The sequence below is a fragment of the Staphylococcus sp. LCT-H4 genome, assembly GCF_001866145.1.
Classification (GTDB): Bacteria; Bacillota; Bacilli; order Staphylococcales; family Staphylococcaceae; genus Staphylococcus; species Staphylococcus succinus.
On the sequence record NZ_MODY01000003.1, the window covers coordinates 151,502 to 168,561 of the forward strand.

A 17,060-nucleotide genomic window follows, 5' to 3' on the forward strand; every position below is an offset into this window, starting at 1 on the left:
CCTTTCTATTTTTGTAAAGCAACTTCTAGACTTCATTTTATAGCGTTGTTGAATACACTTATTGATTTTGCAGATGATTTTGATCAATCATCTCTTTCGCATTTTGACGTGTTAATTTTGTGACGCTCGCGCCAGATATCATTCTTGCTACTTCATCAATTCTTTCTTCTCCTGTAAGTTCTTTAATTTGAGTTGTGGTCCTATCATGATGAGCTGCCTTACTAATCAGTAAATGATGGTCACTCATTGTAGCAACTTGTGGTAAATGAGAAATACAAATTACTTGAATATGCTGAGCTAAATCTTTCATTTTTTCAGCCATTTTCTGAGCGGCTTGACCCGAAACACCTGAATCTACTTCATCAAAAAGTATTGCTGTTTGTCCTCTTGATTTAACAAAAATAGATTTAAGTGCAAGCATAATCCTAGAAAGTTCCCCACCAGACGCTATTTTATTTAAACTTTTAAGTGGTTCTCCTTTGTTAGGACTAATTAAAAACTCTACATATTCAATACCTTCACGATTAGGCTGTTCTAAAGGTTGAAATGAAATTTCTAAATTGGCATCCTTCATTTGAAGATTCTGTATTTCATCAACAATATGGTCACGAAGTGTTTGAGCTACAATTCTCCTCTGTTGTGATAATTGTTGACCTATCTCCATAATTTCATTGTAGAGTGTATCAATTTCATCTCTCAATTGCGAGGTACTCTCTTCGTAATTCTCTATTTTATTAATTTCATTTTCTAACTTATCTTGGTAAGTGATTAGTTCATTAACATCTTTACCATATTTTCTTTTAAGATTGTTTAAGACATTCATTCTTTCTTCTAATTCATTAAGATATTGTTCATCAAATTCTGTATTCGTTATTTCATCGTATAGCTGATGTTTGGCATCCTCTAATGTATAGTAAAATTGATCAACATCTTCTTTTAAACGATCATATTTATCAGGTAAAATTTCGCTTACTGACTGCAATTGATTACTCAATTCATATAAGCGATCTGTAATTGCGTGTTCATCTGTTAAAGTGAGGTGAGCGTTATTCAATGCTAAGCTTAAATTTTCAGAGTTTTGAATTCGCTTGATGTCAGCTTCTAGCTTATCCACTTCCCCATCAATTAATTGTGCTTCTTTAATTTCTTCATGTTGAAATTTAAGCAAGTCCAGTCTTTGAAGTAACGCTTGGTCTGCTGTTTCTAAATCTTCAAGTTCTTTCTTTTTGGCTTTATATTTATCAAAAGTCATAACATAAGTACTTAATATTGATGCATACGTATCTTCAGCATAATTATCAAGTAACTGTAAATGATATTTTTGTTTGAGCAGAGATTGCGTCTCATGCTGTCCATGAATATCTAATAATTCTTGCATGATTTTCCTTAAATCATGCAATGTTACGATTTGGTTATTGATTCTACAAATACTCTTGCCTGAACTAAATATTTCTCTTTTTACTAATAAGAAGTCTTCATCTACATCTATTGATAAATCATGTAAAAGTGAAATAGCCTCTTTACTTTCATCAATATCAAAAACGCCCTCAATAACAGCTTTTTTTTCACCATGTCTTACATAATTAGAAGAAGCACGCATTCCAATTAATTGGCCAATAGCATCGATGATGATTGATTTTCCTGAACCAGTTTCACCGCTTAAGACGGTTAAACCGTCGCCAAAGTGTATTTCCAGCTCATCAATGATTGCAAATTGTTTAATGGATAAGGTCTGCAACATCCCTAAATCACTTCCTTATATTTATAATAAATTAAAGATGCGTGTTTTAATATTTTCACTTGCTGTTTCGTCTCTACAAATAATTAGACATGTATCGTCTCCACAAATTGTTCCTAGGACTTCTTCCCAGTCAATTTGGTCTAAAATTGCACCAATAGACTGTGCGTTACCTGGTAATGTTTTTAATACTAATAAATTTCCTGTGCCATCGATATTAACGAAAGAATCCATTAAATAACGCCCTAATTTTTCTAGAGGATGATATTTTCTATCATTAGGTAAACTGTAAACATATTGTCCAGCTGGAGTTGGGACTTTTATGAGTTGAAGTTCTTTAATATCTCTGGATACGGTAGCTTGTGTCACATTCAATTCATATTCATTTAAACGTTTTACTAATTCATCTTGAGTTTCTATTTTTTCATTTGAGATTATTTCTCGTATTTTTATATGTCTTACTGATTTCTTAGCCATGTAATACACCTCTGTAAACGAATATTTATACATTGATTTTAACACATGGCTTTTAATACTACTACTAAAGTTCATCTGTAATTTTACTCAGCACAAACTGTTATTACGCATATTATTGGTGGATAGAGGTGTTTATTAACGAGATAAAAGTACCATAAGCACACTGAATTTTAGGAATTTTTAGAAAATTGATGAATAATTATTAAATCATTTATAAATTACAAACAATAAAAAACCATACTACATTGACGCAGTATGATTTTTACTTGATGGATATGTGTTTAAAGCAAACATATCTTTGATTATAAATGATTGCATATCAAACGTTTTAAGACTCTCTGTTATTGAAAAGTTGTATAATAGCCTCTAAATTTTCTGTATTGTAATGGTCAGGTAATTGAGCCAGACATTGATGTGCCGCTTGGGTATGGTATGCTAATTTATCTTCGGCACCACTACGCCCTAATAATGATACATATGTACTTTTATCATTTTCAATATCACTACCTACTGCTTTACCTAATTTTTGTTCATCACCATAGATATCAAGCAAATCATCTTTAATTTGAAACATTAACCCTAAGTGCTCACTATATTGTTCTAAAGCAGTAGCCACTAGGGTTTCTGGTTCAGCAATGTCAACTGCTGCCATTACAGCGAATTTGAGTAATGCACCTGTTTTAGCATTGTGAATTTGTTCTAGCGTAGTAAGATCAATTGCCGAACCTTCACTTTGCATATCTAATGTTTGACCACCAACCATACCTAAATGTCCACTAGAAAATGATAAGCGTCGGATAAGTTTAACTTTAATAGCATCATCCAGTGTCGTATCATTTATAATCACATCAAATGCTTTAGTTAATAATGCGTCACCAGCTAAAATTGCTTTCCACTCACCAAACACTTTATGATTTGTGAGTTTCCCTCTACGGTAATCATCATCATCCATAGCCGGCAAATCATCATGTATCAGCGAATACGTATGAATCATTTCTAAACCAAGCGCTGATGAAAACCCTAATTTATAATCATTGGATAACATATCTAAAGTTAAAAGTAATAACACAGGTCTAATTCTTTTACCACCTGCATTTAATGAATAACGCATACTCTCTTCTAAATTAGTATCAAGTAAAGATTCTTCTATCGATGTCGCAAGTAGCTGATTAATTTCTTCTGTTAAATGATTAATCTTTTGATTCATCGTTATCTACTTCTTTCTCGGCATCATCGTCAGATATGAGTTCGTTTACTTTTTTTTCAGCGTCTTTCAAAGTTTCATCGCAAGTAGCTGATAATTTCATCCCACGTTGATATAAATTTAAAGATTCTTCTAACGATACATTTTCGTTATCGAGTTTTTGAACAATATCTTCTAGTTCTTTCATCATTTCTTCAAAACTTTGTGTATTACTATTACTCATCATTACACCTTACTTTCTTAACCTGTGCATCAACAACGCCATCTTTCATTGTTAATACAATGTTATCATTTTCACTTAAATCGTTTGTACTCGTAATTACATCGTCACCTTTATTCACAATCGTATAACCGCGTAACATTGTATTCGTAGGACTTAGGTTATTTAATCCTTCCAGTTTCCTAGCCAGATCATTTTTTTGATTGATAAAATAATTATGCATGACTTTATTTAATTCATTATATCTTTGCTTTGTTATTAACTGTTCTCTGTTAATACTAGCTTTAAATTTTTTTAAATTAAACTGATTTTTCAACAATTCTAAACGTTGTTGCTCATTATTAATATTTTGATTAATTGCTAGTTTTAATTGTTTTTCCAAATCATCTCGTTTTTGTATTTGTTGGTCATACAACAATGTCGGTGTTTTAAATTTATAATAAGAGGATACATGCTCTAAGTGCTTTCGCTGTTGGTGCAAGTGTTGTCTAATAAAGCGTGTAAGCGATAAATTTGTTTGTTTTAAATATTGACGTAGTTCATGTTGATCAGGCGTTGCAATAACTGCCGCCTGTGTTGGGGTAGCAGCTCTGACATCAGCAACAAAATCGCTTAAAGTATAATCTGTTTCATGGCCGACCGCAGAAATAACTGGTGTTACACAATTATATATAGCCTTAACAACGTCTTCTTCATTAAAATTCCACAAATCTTCTATAGAACCACCACCGCGGCCGATAATAATTGTATCAACATCTAATTCATCCGCTTGTTGAATCTTATCAATAATATCGTTCTTGGCTTGAGCCCCTTGAACTAATGTATTAATTTGTATTTGTTCAGCTAAAGGGTATCTACTATTAATTGTAGTATGAATATCTCTAATAGCCGCACCAGTTCCTGCTGTTAAAACAGCTATTTTTTTAGGAAACTTAGGAATCAATTGCTTCTGACTTTGGTCAAAGAAACCTTCTTTAGTTAACTTTTTCTTAAGTTGTTCTAATTTTTGATATAAGTTTCCTACACCATCTATATGCATTTTATTAACATAAATTTGATAATTACCTCTACGCTCGTACACAGAAACACGTGCTTCCAAAAGAACTTCGTCACCTTCTTTAGGATCAAAGTCCATTTTAGAGGCATTACCTTTAAACATCATTGCACTAATGACGCTATTTTTATCTTTGACATTAAAGTATAAATGACCACTGCTGTGTTTTTTAAAGTTAGATAACTCCCCTTTAATTAACACCGACTGTAGATGCGGGTCTTGATCAAACTTATACTTTATATATTTAGTTATTGCTGAAACACTTAAATAATCTGACATATTGTATCACTCTTTTATTCAATATTGCTCAATACACCATTGATAAATTTATAATGATCATCATCGCTGAATTGTTTTGCTAATTCAACAGCTTCATTTATGATTACTTTTTGTGGTGTTGAACTATGTAACAATTCAAATGTAGACATACGTAAAATAATACGATCTGTTTTTAATAAACGTTCTAATTTCCAATCTTTTAAATGCGGTTGGATTTTTTCATCTAAAACTGTTTCGTGATCTTTAACACCTGTGACTAACCAATTAATAAATTCTAAATCTAAATCTTTATTTTCTTCTTTAATGAAACTAATCGCTTCTTCAATTGTTAAATCACTATTCATCATTTCAAGTTGAAATAGAGTTTGAAAGGCTTGCATTCTAGATTCTTTTCGACTCATTATAAACTCCTTCAAGCATTGTATTATTTGTAAATCATCAGTGAAGTAAATGCTATATAATCATTATATACTGTTACTTCACTCAATGAATTTAAAGTAAATTTGCTTTATTTAATTTTAATTTTCTGGTTCTATATGTGTAATATGGACATTGATTTGACTTGGTTCTATTGTAGTCATTGTTGTTAAAGAGTTGAAAATAGCTTGTTGTATATTTTTGGCAGTAGCGGATATATTAACTCCGTAGCTTAAAGCACAATATACATCAATAAAAATACCATTTTCTCTAGCATCAACTTTTACGCCTTTATTGAGTTGCTTTTTACTAATACTCTCAATATCCGTATCTCGTAATGCTTTAAAGTGACCTTGTATGCCTTTAACTTCTGCTGTTGCAATACTAGCTATAACTGCCAATACTTCCGACGCTATCTCTATTTTTCCCAAGTTGGAATGTGAGGTTTCAGAAACTTTGACCATGTCACACGCCTCCTATTCAGTTTGTTCATCCATAATATTATAAGTTTCTAAAAACTTAGTATTAAACTCTCCGCTTCTAAAAATACCATTATTTAATAGGCGGATATGGAATGGAATTGTAGTATCAATACCTAATACTAAAAATTCATTTAATGCACGCAAACCTGTCATAATGGATTCGTCTCTAGTTGGTTCATGAACGATTAATTTTGCTACCATAGAATCATAATATGGCGGGATCGTATAATTAGTATAACATGCAGATTCAATTCTGACTCCAAAACCACCTGGAGCTAAATATTGTGTAATCTGTCCTGGAGATGGCATGAAATTCTTATATGGGTTCTCCGCGTTAATTCGGAATTCAATAGCATGTCCGTTGATTTGAATATCTTGTTGTTTGAACGGTAATTTTTCACCCATAGCAACTTTTAGTTGCAATTTCACTAAGTCTATTCCTGTTACCATTTCTGTTACCGGATGCTCTACTTGGATTCGAGTGTTCATTTCCATAAAGTAGAAGTCATTAGTATTCAAATCATAAATAAATTCTATTGTACCTGCGTTTTCATAGTTAACAGCTTTTGCAGCTCTTACAGCCGCGTTACCCATTTCTTGGCGTTGCTCTGCCGATAATATAGGTGATGGCGCTTCTTCCACAAGCTTTTGCATACGACGTTGAATTGTACAATCACGTTCTCCTAAATGTACAACATTACCATAGCTATCGCCAATCACTTGTATTTCGATATGTCTAAAGTTTTCTATGAATTTTTCTAGATAAAGCCCACCATTACCAAATGCTGTTTCAGCCTCTTGCTGGGTCATTTTAAAGCCAGTTTCTAATTCTTTTTCATCTCTAGCTACGCGGATGCCTTTCCCACCACCACCAGCTGTTGCTTTGATGATAACTGGATAACCAATCTTGTTGGCAATATTTTTAGCGTCTTGAATGTCAACGACTAAACCTTCACTACCTGGAACAACTGGTACTTCTGCACGTTTCATTTCTTCTTTAGCTACATCTTTAATACCCATTTTTTGAATGGATTCATAACTTGGGCCGATAAATTTCAGTTGACATGCATCACACAATTCTGCAAAATCGCCATTTTCAGCTAAAAATCCGTATCCTGGATGGATACCATCACAACCCGTAGAAGTAGCGATAGACAATATGTTTGGGATATTAAGATAAGAATCTTTGGATTGAGTCGGACCAACGCAATATGCTTCATCAGCAATTTGAGTATGTAATGCGTCTTTATCTCCTTCTGAGTAGATGGCCACAGTTTGTATTCCTAAGTCATGACATGCACGAATGATTCTTACCGCAATTTCTCCTCTATTTGCAATTAAAATTTTATTCATTATTTCACCTTAAATAACGGTTGGCCATACTCTACCATTTGACCGTCTTCTACTAAAATTTCAGTAATTTCTCCAGTTACTTCGGCTTGTATTTCGTTAAATAGTTTCATTGCTTCTAAAATACATACAGTAGATTCATTAGTAACGGAATCACCTACTTGTACATAAGCACTTTCTTCTGGAGAAGGAGATTTATAAAATGTTCCAACCATCGGCGCGTTTATTGTTTGTGAATCATCTGCAGCACTACTTTTTTGCGTATTGTCTGGTTCTTGCGTTCCAACAGGAGCTGATGCTACACCTTGTTGAGTTGCAACTTGTTGCATTGGTTGTTGATTAATTTGTGGTGTGATTATTTCAGTTTCTTTTTCTTTTTTTAAATTAACGACATTACCTTTATCTTCTATATTAATTTCAGTCAAGCTAGATTGATCAAGAATTTCTATTAATTCTTTAATTTCTTTAAAATTCATAAATTCTGACTCCTTTAGATTGTTATCATTTACCTATTTTATTTTACTTTAGTGAAATGTTCAATTCAAGCATATACATACTTTCTATAATAAAGAGATTATCTTAAATAGCGTTCTATTTATAAATGTTTCGTTAATTTTACTGTTAACGTTAACAAATATTATTATATTTGGTCTTACTGTCGTTTTGATTTAGTGATATATATGACAACCTGGAGTAGTTTATTTCAATCGTTACTTTGGAATTTATCAACATATATCAGTAGGTCGTAATGAAGAAATATCTATTATGACGCGTCTTTATTATAATAGTTGTTTATCAATTTAAACATATGTCACTTTTAGAAAGATTGCCATAAAATAAAAACCTTTCCAAAACACATGTAATTGGAAAGGTTTAATACTCTTACTATTAACTCAAAGCGCTAACCAAATATTCAAATAAACTTTATGATTACGCTCTTGAAATGTAACTACCGTCACCTGTGTTAATTAAAAGTACGTCACCTTCGTTAACAAACAAAGGTACGTTTAATGAATAACCAGTTTCAACTGTTGCGGATTTAGTCGCCCCGTTAGCAGTATCACCTTTGATACCAGGTTCAGTTTCTGTAACTTTAAGTTCAACTGTTTTAGGTAATTCAATACCAATTGTTTCACCTTCATAAGTTTGAATTTGAACTTCCATATTAGCTTTTAAATATTTCAATTCATTTTCTAAGTAATCTTCTGGTAGCTCAGTTTGATCAAAAGTTTGATTGTCCATAAATACATGTACATCTCCGTCAGCATAAAGGTATTGCATACGACGATTTTCAATCATTGCTGGCTCAACTTTTTCACCAGCTCTAAAAGTTTTTTCTTGAATCGCACCAGTTCTTAAGTTACGTAATTTTGAACGTACAAATGCTGATCCTTTACCTGGTTTTACATGTTGGAAGTCTATAACTTTCCAAATTGCATTATCTACAGATATTGTTAAGCCTGTTTTAAAATCATTCACCGAAATCATTCAGTTTCCTCCTCGATTATAAGGTCTTCTATAAAATAATAAGGTTTTTAGAGCATTTAGTAAAGCATTCACAGCCATTTTCTGTAATTAAAATATCATCTTCTATACGAACGCCGCCTAAACCATCTAAATAAATGCCGGGTTCAATTGTAACACAGTTGTTAATTTCTAATTTAGACTCAGATTTTTTCGATAAATTAGGCCCTTCGTGAACATCTAAACCGATGCCATGTCCTAATGAATGACCAAACGCATCACCATATCCTTGTGACGCTATATAATCTCTAGCCACAGCATCTAATTGTTTTCCTGTAACCCCCTTTTTAGCCGCCGCTATACCTTTCATATTAGCTTCTAATACTATATTATATATTTCTTTAAGTTTAGGGTCTGGTTCACCAATTGCGAACGTACGTGTTATATCTGAAGAATATCCTTTATAATAAGCTCCAAAATCTAAAGTGATGAGTTCACCTTTATTAATAACTTTTTCGCTGGCAACACCATGTGGCAAAGCTCCTCTATGTCCAGATGCAACAATCGTGTCAAAAGAAGTACCTTCAGCACCAAGTTCTAATAACTTACTTTCTAATTTCGCTTTAAGTTGTTGCTCTGTCATGCCTGCTCGTGCAACTGTTAAAATATATTCATATGTTTCATCTACTATTTCGGAAGCTTTTTGTATAAGTTCAATTTCAGAATCATCCTTAACCTCTCTGATCTTTTCAATCAATCCTGAAATACTTATTAAACTGATATATGACTTACTTAATTGTAAATAGGTATCATAGCTCACAAGATGACCTTCAAACCCCACATTTTGCACATCTAAACTTTCTAGTTGTGCTTTCACCTCATCGATTAAAGCTCCGCTTTGTTTGACAATTTCAAATTCTGGCGCCTGAGAAGTGGCTTGCTCTATGTATCTAAAATCTGTAATTAATAATTTATGCTCTTTTGTAATAATTAGTGCACCACTTGTGCCTGTAAAACCTGATAAATATCTTCTATTAAAATCTGTTAACACTACTACAGCTTCTAAATGTTTTGCTTCTAAGGCAGAATTTAGTTTTTCTATTCTAGTCATCTGTCTTCCTCCTATTCAATTAATTTGTACATTTTCCTTATATACATTAAAATGATAGCATATATATAATAAAAAATTATAGTTTTTGAATTAGGAGAATATATATAATGAAGAAAAAAATTGTAGCTATAATTAGTGCTTCATGCTTATTAGTTGGTTGTGGGAGTCAAAATTTAGGTCCATTAGAAGAAAAAACAACCAAACTACGTGATGATAATCATAAACTAAAAAGTAATATTCAGGACTTAAAGCAAAATATCAGTAAAGAAAAAACGAATCTGAATTCTTTACAGAAAGATAAAGACAATTTAAGTAAAGCCAAAAGTAATAAAAAGAAAGTTACAAATTTGAAAGCAGCTTCTACATATTACCAAAATATAGCAAAAGCACTCGATCAATATAATCAGATTGAAAGTGATGTCACGCAAAACAAAGGTAATAAGGAGATCCAAAACAAACTCACTGATATTACGAATAAGATCGACACTGCAAAAACAACATATAGTAACGATATCGATAAAGAAAAAATGAGTGCAGATGACAAAGCAAAAAACAAAAATATTAGTAAATTAAATAAAGAACTTAACTCTGCAATGTCAGATATTCGTGATGGCTATAATGCTAAAGATCAGAAAAAGATTGAAAAAGGCCAAAAATCATTATCATCAATTAGTATGACAAATGGATAAAGGTAACAATTAAATAGGAGTGTTAGAAGTGAAACAGGTTTTATTTTATATAGTGATTGCGATCGCTATAGTAGGCTTAGTACTTAATTTAGATGCGTTTTTATTTAGCTTTGTGAGTATGGCAATTAGTTTCGCAATTTTTGCAGGAATTATATATTTAATATACTATTTCTTCTTTTTAACAGAAGATCAGAGGAAATATAAACGCGCACAAAGAAAATATAGAAAACAAAATAAAAAAAGATAAGCAATATCATATAAAAAGTGGTCGAAGTCATGTATACTTCGACCACTTTTTATAATGTCACACATTTTTATAACATCTTTATTTACGATAGTTCCATTCATCAGCTTTATATTTCTCAGTCAATTCCTTGATTTCATTCTGTTGTTGTTGTGTTAATTCAAGCGGCTTAAAATCTATATTCAGCCCTTTTCTAAATCCTTCTTCAAAAGCCACTTCCATATCTTCAATAGTGATATGACGATTAGAAATATCATTGATGGCAACAGCTTTTTCTACAAACGCTTGTTTCATTTTATCTTTCAGACGGTCATTTTTAAATTTAAACATATCGAACAAATCATCTACATCTACATCTTGAAGCAGTGAGCCATGTTGAAGAATAACGCCTTTTTGACGTACTTGAGCACTACCAGCGATTTTTCTACCTTCTACAACTAACTCATACCAACTCGGCGCATCAAAGCACACTGCACTTCGAGGCTGCTTTAATTTGTCTCTTTCTTCTTTAGAACGAGGAATAGCAAAGTATGTATCGAAACCCAACAATTTGAATCCTTCTAACAATCCCTCCGAAATAACTCTATACGCTTCTGTAACGGTAGACGGCATGTCCGGATGTGATTCTGGAACAATAACACTATATGTAAGTTCCTTATCGTGTAGCACCCCTCTGCCACCCGTTTGACGTCTAACCATGCCATAACCTTTTTCTTTTACTTTCTCAATATCTATTTCTTTAGTCAGTCTTTGAAAATAACCAACAGATAAAGTTGCAGGATTCCATGTGTAGAACCTTATTACTGGGTCAATTTCACCTCTTGATACGAAATTGAGTAACGCTTCATCCATTGCCATATTATAATATGGATCATTACTTCCTGTATTTATAAAATTCCATGTCTCAGTCACACTAAAAACTCCAATCGAAAAATTAAATTGTTATAATTGCTATTTTATGTTATCGTTTGCAATAATTGTCAAGTTTGTCAGCATTACCTTGAGTATCAGAATAAAATATTTTGATAAATTGTGCTAACAGTCTTATAATATATAATATCGGTTAATTAGGGAGGATGCAAGATGAGTAATTTTTGGTTTATAGCGTTAGCAGTTTTAATAATAATCATCGCTTACATGCTAATCAATTATCTTCTTAACAAGAGAGCAGTCACAGAATTAAACCAAAATGAATTCCATAATGGTTTGCGCAAAGCTCAAGTTATTGATGTAAGGGAAAAGGTTGATTATGAATACGGACACATTAATGGTGCTCGTAACATTCCAATCACTATGTTTAAACAGAGATATCAAGGTTTGAGAACAGATCAACCTATATACCTTTGTGATGCCAATGGAATTTCCAGTTATCGTGCCGCTCGTACGTTAAAGAAAAATGGTTATACAGACATTTACATGTTAAAAGGCGGTTACAAAAAATGGACTGGTAAAATTAAGTCAAAAAAATAAATTATATCAATTTATTTTAATTGAATGATACATGACGATAGTATTACAGTCTAATAGCGATAGATTTCCTAGTAAAATGGAAATCTATCGCTTTTTGTTATACATGGCTGTATTTTCAGCTGAACAATGTATCTCATACCATTATCCTAAACTAAACCAACTCAAACAGGGTGTATTCAGTTGAAGATTGAATACACCCTGTTTGATTAGGATTAAAAATATATAGAGTTAAACCATCATTCTTTTTCAGAACGTAAATTTTCAAATTTCAGTATTGGTTGACGTGCAGCTTTCGTCTCATCTAAACGATCAATAATTGTCGTGTGAGGTGCCTCCAGTACCTTGTCTGGATCCTCTTTTGCTTCATTAGCAATTTGAATCATTGTATCGCAAAAGTGATCTAACGTCTCTTTAGATTCCGTTTCTGTTGGTTCTATCATCATACCTTCCTCAACATTTAAAGGGAAATATATTGTAGGTGGATGAACACCAAAATCTAATAAGCGTTTCGCCATATCTAATGTACGTACACCATGCTCTTTTTGTTTAGAACCACTAAGTACAAATTCATGTTTGCAATATTGTTCATAAGGAATTTCAAAATGATCTTTCAAACGTGCTTTAATATAGTTTGCATTCAAAACAGCCGCTTCCGATACTTCTTCTAAACCTTTATTACCCATTGAACGTATATAAGTGTATGCTCTTAAGTAAATCCCGAAATTACCATAAAATGGTTTGACGCGACCAATTGAATTTTCAATATCATTATCATATTTAAATTCATTATTTTCTTTAATGACCATCGGCTTTGGTAAATAACTAGCAAGTTCTTTTTTTACGCCTACCGGTCCAGATCCAGGACCTCCGCCGCCATGTGGTCCTGTAAATGTTTTGTGTAAATTTAAATGAACTGCATCAAATCCCATGTCCCCTGGTCTAACTTTATCCATAATTGCATTCAGATTTGCGCCATCATAGTAAAGTAAGCCACCAGCTTCATGAACAATGTTACGTATTTCCATAATGTTCTTTTCGAAAATACCTAATGTATTAGGATTTGTAAGCATAATTGCAGCGGTATTGTCATTTACTACGCGTTTTAAATCATCTATGTCAACTTCACCGCGCTCATTTGACTTCACTGTAACTGCTTTAAATCCTGCAAAAGCAGCAGATGCTGGATTAGTGCCATGTGCTGAATCAGGTACGATAACTTCATCTCGATGCCCTTCTCCAATTTTTGCATGATATGCTTTAAAAATCATTAAAGCAGTCCACTCACCGTGTGCACCTGCAGCAGGCTGTAAAGTAACTTCATCCATTCCTGTAATTTCTTTTAACTCTTCTTGTAAGCTATAAATAATTTCTAGCGATCCTTGAACTTGTGATTCATCTTGCAATGGGTGTGACTCAGCAAACCCAGGTATTCTAGCAATCTTTTCATTTATTTTCGGATTATATTTCATTGTACATGAACCCAATGGATAAAAACCTGAATCTACACCAAAGTTTTTATTAGAAAGTTCTGTATAATGGCGAACTAAATCTAATTCTGATACTTCAGGCAATTCTGCTTTGTTTTTTCGAATAAATTTTTCATCTAATAAATGCTTGACTGCATCATTTTCAATTTCCTTTTTAGGTAACGAATACGCATAACGGTCTTTTTTCGAACGTTCAAAAATTAATGGACTCGATTTACTTACTACCATTTATTTCACCCGCTTTCTTCACAAATGTATCGATTTCATCTTTTGTTCTTAATTCTGTCACAGCAATGAGCATTTGGTTTTCAAATTCAGGTACAACTTCACCTAAATCAAATCCACCGATAATACCTTCATCAAGTAACGCATTATTAACTTCTTTCACAGGCTTGTCATATTTCACAACGAATTCATTAAATGATGTTTCTTCTGACACTTCAAAACCTGCTTTTTTAAATTGGTCTTTAGTATAATTAGCGTTTTCAAAATTTTGCTCAGCTATTTCATATATGCCTTGTTTTCCTAATGCAGACATACAGATAGAGGAAGCTAAAGCATTTAATGCTTGATTCGAACAAATATTTGAAGTCGCTTTATCTCGTCGAATATGTTGTTCGCGCGCTTGTAAAGTAAGTACAAACCCTCTATGCCCATCAGCATCTTCTGTTTGACCAACTAAACGACCTGGTATTTTTCTCATTAATTTCTTAGTCGTTGCAAAGAATCCACAGTGTGGCCCCCCAAATTGTGCTGGAATACCAAAAGGTTGTGTATCTCCAACAACGATATCAGCACCGAAACTACCTGGTGGTGTTAATAAACCTAATGCCAGAGGATTACTATACACAATAAATAATGCTTTTTTATTTTCTATAAATGATTGGATTTTCTCTAAGTCTTCGATTGATCCATAAAAATTAGGATATTGTACAGCAACTGCAGCTGTATCATCGTCAATTGCTTTTTCTAATTTATCTAAATCTGTAATTGTACCATCTAAATCGACTTCAACTACTTCAAATTCGTCACGTGTTTTCACATAAGTGTGCAATACTTGTAAAGCTTGATAATGCAGCGCTTTAGATACTACAATTTTATTTTTACGCGTTTGATTAAATGCTAAAATACATGCTTCAGCAAAACTTGTAATACCATCATACATTGAAGAATTTGCGATATCCATGTCAGTTAATTCACATATTAATGTTTGAAACTCAAAAATTGCCTGTAATTCGCCTTGCGAGATTTCTGGTTGATATGGTGTATATGCAGTATAAAATTCTGAGCGTGAAATCATTGCATCTACAACCGATGGCGCATAGTGATCATATACACCTGCCCCTAAGAATGATGTATGTGTCTCTTTAGTAATATTTTTACTTGCAATTCTACTCAATCGTTTAGTTAGTGTTGTTTCAGCTTCTCCATCTGGAATTGCTAATTCTCTATCTAATAATATTTCTTTCGGTACATCCCCAAAAAGTTCACTAATAGAATTTGCGCCAATTGTATTTAGCATTTCTTTTTTATCTTGTTCAGTTAATGGTATATATCGATGACTCACAGTAACACCCCTTTGAATTATTTAGTGATTTGATTTTTCTTAACAATTTTTGCTCTAACTTTTCTTTTTCTTACTTGTACGATGACTTCTTTTCCCATTTCAAAAGCTTCGCGATCAATTAAAGCTAATCCAATAGATTTGCCAGACAACGGAGATTGGGTACCAGAAGTGACTTCTCCTATTTCATTTTCTTCTGAATCATAAACGATGTAACCTGTTCTCGGTATACCTTTTTCTATCATTTCTATTCCAACAGCCCTACGTTGCGATCCATTTTCTTTTTGATCTTTCAATACTTCTTTCCCAATGAAATCAACTTCTATGAGTGGTTTAGCAGCGAAACCTATACCAGCTTCATAAGGTGAGATACTTTCATTCAAATCTTGTCCATGCAATGGTAATCCGGCTTCTAATCGTAATGTGTCTCTTGCGCCTAATCCACAAGGTTGAATATTATTTTCCAATAATTTTTCCCATAAATATGGCGTGTCTTCTGCTTTACAATAAATTTCAAATCCATCTTCACCTGTATAACCAGATTGTGAAAGAATTATATTTTTATCAAAAAACTTAACTCCTTGTTTAAAATCAAAAGGTTTCATATCTGTTACTTCAACATCAACATGCGCTTTAACAAATTCACGAGTGTTTGGTCCTTGAATTGCTAGTTGTCCATATTCATTTGAAACATTGATAACTTCAACATCAAATTCAGTTGCATGCTGCTTCATCCATTCAAAATCTTTTTCAGTATTACCTGCATTAACAACTAATAAATACGTATCTTCTTCAAGCATATATGTAATTAAATCATCAATGATGCCGCCACTTTCATTACATAATGCAGTATATTGCGCTTTGGTTGTCGTTAATTGTTCAGTATCATTCGAAAGCAAATATTGTACCAAGTGTTTGGCATCAGGGCCTTTTATAAGAATTTCTCCCATGTGACTGACATCAAATACGCCCATTTCAGTTCTTACAGCATTATGTTCTTCCTTAATACTTGAAAATTGAACTGGCATGGCCCAGCCACCAAATTCTACAATTTTAGCCCCAGCATCAACAAAGTTTTGATAAAGTGGTGTTTGTTTTAGTTCGTTAGACATGAAGAAACCTCCTAATATTTATAATAAAAAAACAGGGTAGACAACGTAGTCTACCCTGTTTAAATGTTCCAGGAATGCGTCACAATATTATCCTTTTGCCTGAGAGTTTCGTTAAACTTGCACCTTCGGCGATGGCATTATGTCATAATGAATTACAACATACCATTCTCTCTAATATTGATCATTCGCACATTAACTCTTCCATAATCACGTGTTGCAACTCTGAAAGAGGCTTATTACTATTCAATTTGATGAATGCGATTTCATTATATCTTGAAACTCTAGATGAATACAAGCTTTTTAATTCAAAAAGAGATTTATTATTCGCATTTGGTCTATTACTATCATTTTTGATTCTGTCATAGATGACTTCCAAATCACAATCTAACCAAATCACATGCTTTAAATACTTTAAAAGTTCAAAAGAATCATTTCCTTCAATGATACCACCACCCGTAGAGATGATGTCAAAACGTGAAATACATTCTTTTAAGCATTGATGCTCTAATTTTCGAAAACCACTTTCTCCATCTTGTTCAAATATTTCAGGTATTGTTTTCTGTTGTTGTTCTACAATATAGGCATCTAAATCAACATAAGAAAGGTTATTATTTTTAGCAAGATATTCACCTAATGTTGTTTTACCAGTTCCCATAAAACCTACAAGTATTAATGGGTCTAAATTATCATTTTTCAAA

The 17,060-nt window shown here is 32.7% G+C and carries 20 protein-coding genes and 1 riboswitch; of the genes, 4 read left to right on the forward strand and 16 right to left on the reverse strand.

What is annotated here, in order from left to right:
* Nucleotides 1-58: 58 nt before the first annotated feature.
* The 11 genes from recN to BK821_RS09675 all read right to left on the reverse strand — a co-directional run bounded on the left by recN (nt 59) and on the right by BK821_RS09675 (nt 9,796).
* Nucleotides 59-1,741, reverse strand: coding sequence for a DNA repair protein RecN (gene recN / locus BK821_RS09625; protein ID WP_046836519.1), 1,683 nt, complete (start codon nt 1,739-1,741; stop codon nt 59-61).
* A 21-nt stretch (nt 1,742-1,762) separates the two neighbouring features.
* Nucleotides 1,763-2,215, reverse strand: a complete 453-nt coding sequence (ahrC, locus tag BK821_RS09630) for a transcriptional regulator AhrC/ArgR (RefSeq protein ID WP_046836520.1) — start codon at nt 2,213-2,215, stop codon at nt 1,763-1,765.
* 328 nt (nt 2,216-2,543) lie between these two features.
* Nucleotides 2,544-3,422, reverse strand: a complete 879-nt coding sequence (locus BK821_RS09635) for a polyprenyl synthetase family protein (RefSeq protein ID WP_046836521.1) — start codon at nt 3,420-3,422, stop codon at nt 2,544-2,546.
* Nucleotides 3,406-3,642: an exodeoxyribonuclease VII small subunit gene (locus tag BK821_RS09640; RefSeq protein ID WP_046836522.1), complete on the reverse strand. Its 237-nt coding sequence runs from the start codon at nt 3,640-3,642 to the stop codon at nt 3,406-3,408. Before BK821_RS09640 ends, BK821_RS09635 begins: the two co-directional genes overlap by 17 nt.
* Entirely contained in the window at nt 3,635-4,972 is a 1,338-nt protein-coding gene (gene xseA, locus BK821_RS09645; protein ID WP_046836523.1) for an exodeoxyribonuclease VII large subunit, read from the reverse strand. The genes BK821_RS09640 and xseA overlap by 8 nt, the downstream gene beginning before the upstream one ends.
* Nucleotides 4,973-4,986: 14 nt before the next feature.
* Nucleotides 4,987-5,373, reverse strand: coding sequence for a transcription antitermination factor NusB (nusB, locus tag BK821_RS09650; protein ID WP_046836524.1), 387 nt, complete (start codon nt 5,371-5,373; stop codon nt 4,987-4,989).
* 117 nt (nt 5,374-5,490) lie between these two features.
* Nucleotides 5,491-5,853, reverse strand: coding sequence for an Asp23/Gls24 family envelope stress response protein (locus BK821_RS09655; protein WP_071331605.1), 363 nt, complete (start codon nt 5,851-5,853; stop codon nt 5,491-5,493).
* 12 nt (nt 5,854-5,865) lie between these two features.
* Nucleotides 5,866-7,224: an acetyl-CoA carboxylase biotin carboxylase subunit gene (gene accC / locus BK821_RS09660; RefSeq protein WP_046836526.1), complete on the reverse strand. Its 1,359-nt coding sequence runs from the start codon at nt 7,222-7,224 to the stop codon at nt 5,866-5,868.
* The gene (gene accB / locus BK821_RS09665; protein WP_046836527.1) at nt 7,224-7,697 is read right to left on the reverse strand and encodes an acetyl-CoA carboxylase biotin carboxyl carrier protein; all 474 of its coding nucleotides are present in this window, start codon (nt 7,695-7,697) and stop codon (nt 7,224-7,226) included. Before accB ends, accC begins: the two co-directional genes overlap by 1 nt.
* Nucleotides 7,698-8,151: 454 nt before the next feature.
* Nucleotides 8,152-8,709 carry an elongation factor P gene (gene efp / locus BK821_RS09670; RefSeq protein WP_046836528.1) on the reverse strand — a complete coding sequence of 186 codons (558 nt, stop codon included), beginning with the start codon at nt 8,707-8,709 and terminating at the stop codon, nt 8,152-8,154.
* Between the two features lie 28 nt (nt 8,710-8,737).
* Nucleotides 8,738-9,796, reverse strand: a complete 1,059-nt coding sequence (locus BK821_RS09675; RefSeq protein ID WP_046836529.1) for a M24 family metallopeptidase — start codon at nt 9,794-9,796, stop codon at nt 8,738-8,740.
* Nucleotides 9,797-9,903: 107 nt separating this feature from the next.
* On the opposite strand from BK821_RS09675, the gene BK821_RS09680 reads away from it, so the two are divergent.
* Entirely contained in the window at nt 9,904-10,485 is a 582-nt protein-coding gene (locus BK821_RS09680) for a hypothetical protein (protein WP_046836530.1), read from the forward strand.
* A gap of 28 nt (nt 10,486-10,513) precedes the next feature.
* Nucleotides 10,514-10,732 carry an SA1362 family protein gene (locus BK821_RS09685; RefSeq protein ID WP_046836531.1) on the forward strand — a complete coding sequence of 73 codons (219 nt, stop codon included), beginning with the start codon at nt 10,514-10,516 and terminating at the stop codon, nt 10,730-10,732.
* A 78-nt stretch (nt 10,733-10,810) separates the two neighbouring features.
* Here BK821_RS09685 and BK821_RS09690 read toward each other — a convergent pair whose 3' ends face one another.
* Nucleotides 10,811-11,641, reverse strand: coding sequence for a lipoate--protein ligase family protein (locus BK821_RS09690; RefSeq protein WP_046836532.1), 831 nt, complete (start codon nt 11,639-11,641; stop codon nt 10,811-10,813).
* A 171-nt stretch (nt 11,642-11,812) separates the two neighbouring features.
* Here BK821_RS09690 and BK821_RS09695 point away from each other — a divergent pair, with 171 nt between their 5' ends.
* A complete protein-coding gene (locus BK821_RS09695; protein WP_046836533.1) occupies nt 11,813-12,199 on the forward strand; it encodes a rhodanese-like domain-containing protein in 387 nt (128 codons plus the stop codon).
* Between the two features lie 31 nt (nt 12,200-12,230).
* Nucleotides 12,231-12,383, forward strand: coding sequence for a hypothetical protein (locus BK821_RS13500; RefSeq protein ID WP_156168125.1), 153 nt, complete (start codon nt 12,231-12,233; stop codon nt 12,381-12,383).
* Between the two features lie 52 nt (nt 12,384-12,435).
* On the opposite strand, the gene gcvPB is transcribed toward BK821_RS13500, so the two are convergent.
* The 4 genes from gcvPB to BK821_RS09715 all read right to left on the reverse strand — a co-directional run bounded on the left by gcvPB (nt 12,436) and on the right by BK821_RS09715 (nt 17,059).
* Nucleotides 12,436-13,914 carry an aminomethyl-transferring glycine dehydrogenase subunit GcvPB gene (gcvPB, locus tag BK821_RS09700; RefSeq protein ID WP_071331606.1) on the reverse strand — a complete coding sequence of 493 codons (1,479 nt, stop codon included), beginning with the start codon at nt 13,912-13,914 and terminating at the stop codon, nt 12,436-12,438.
* Complete coding sequence (gene gcvPA, locus BK821_RS09705; RefSeq protein ID WP_046836535.1) at nt 13,901-15,253, reverse strand: aminomethyl-transferring glycine dehydrogenase subunit GcvPA; 1,353 nt, start codon at nt 15,251-15,253, stop codon at nt 13,901-13,903. The genes gcvPB and gcvPA overlap by 14 nt, the downstream gene beginning before the upstream one ends.
* Before the next feature lie 17 nt (nt 15,254-15,270).
* Entirely contained in the window at nt 15,271-16,362 is a 1,092-nt protein-coding gene (gene gcvT / locus BK821_RS09710) for a glycine cleavage system aminomethyltransferase GcvT (RefSeq protein ID WP_071331607.1), read from the reverse strand.
* 77 nt (nt 16,363-16,439) lie between these two features.
* A riboswitch (glycine riboswitch) is annotated at nt 16,440-16,547 on the reverse strand.
* Nucleotides 16,544-17,059, reverse strand: a complete 516-nt coding sequence (locus BK821_RS09715; protein ID WP_046836537.1) for a shikimate kinase — start codon at nt 17,057-17,059, stop codon at nt 16,544-16,546. Its footprint overlaps the riboswitch before it by 4 nt.
* Between the last annotated feature and the right edge of the window lies 1 nt (nt 17,060).

Excerpts from the sequence above, each read along its gene's own strand:
- recN (WP_046836519.1), bottom strand. The coding sequence starts at position 1,741 with ATGTTGCAGACCTTATCCATTAAACAATTTGCAATCATTGATGAGCTG.
- ahrC (WP_046836520.1), bottom strand. The coding sequence starts at position 2,215 with ATGGCTAAGAAATCAGTAAGACATATAAAAATACGAGAAATAATCTCA.
- BK821_RS09635 (WP_046836521.1), bottom strand. The coding sequence starts at position 3,422 with ATGAATCAAAAGATTAATCATTTAACAGAAGAAATTAATCAGCTACTT.
- BK821_RS09640 (WP_046836522.1), bottom strand. The coding sequence starts at position 3,642 with ATGAGTAATAGTAATACACAAAGTTTTGAAGAAATGATGAAAGAACTA.
- xseA (WP_046836523.1), bottom strand. The coding sequence starts at position 4,972 with ATGTCAGATTATTTAAGTGTTTCAGCAATAACTAAATATATAAAGTAT.
- nusB (WP_046836524.1), bottom strand. The coding sequence starts at position 5,373 with ATGAGTCGAAAAGAATCTAGAATGCAAGCCTTTCAAACTCTATTTCAA.
- BK821_RS09655 (WP_071331605.1), bottom strand. The coding sequence starts at position 5,853 with ATGGTCAAAGTTTCTGAAACCTCACATTCCAACTTGGGAAAAATAGAG.
- accC (WP_046836526.1), bottom strand. The coding sequence starts at position 7,224 with ATGAATAAAATTTTAATTGCAAATAGAGGAGAAATTGCGGTAAGAATC.
- accB (WP_046836527.1), bottom strand. The coding sequence starts at position 7,697 with ATGAATTTTAAAGAAATTAAAGAATTAATAGAAATTCTTGATCAATCT.
- efp (WP_046836528.1), bottom strand. The coding sequence starts at position 8,709 with ATGATTTCGGTGAATGATTTTAAAACAGGCTTAACAATATCTGTAGAT.
- BK821_RS09675 (WP_046836529.1), bottom strand. The coding sequence starts at position 9,796 with ATGACTAGAATAGAAAAACTAAATTCTGCCTTAGAAGCAAAACATTTA.
- BK821_RS09680 (WP_046836530.1), top strand. The coding sequence starts at position 9,904 with ATGAAGAAAAAAATTGTAGCTATAATTAGTGCTTCATGCTTATTAGTT.
- BK821_RS09695 (WP_046836533.1), top strand. The coding sequence starts at position 11,813 with ATGAGTAATTTTTGGTTTATAGCGTTAGCAGTTTTAATAATAATCATC.
- BK821_RS13500 (WP_156168125.1), top strand. The coding sequence starts at position 12,231 with ATGACGATAGTATTACAGTCTAATAGCGATAGATTTCCTAGTAAAATG.
- gcvPB (WP_071331606.1), bottom strand. The coding sequence starts at position 13,914 with ATGGTAGTAAGTAAATCGAGTCCATTAATTTTTGAACGTTCGAAAAAA.
- gcvT (WP_071331607.1), bottom strand. The coding sequence starts at position 16,362 with ATGTCTAACGAACTAAAACAAACACCACTTTATCAAAACTTTGTTGAT.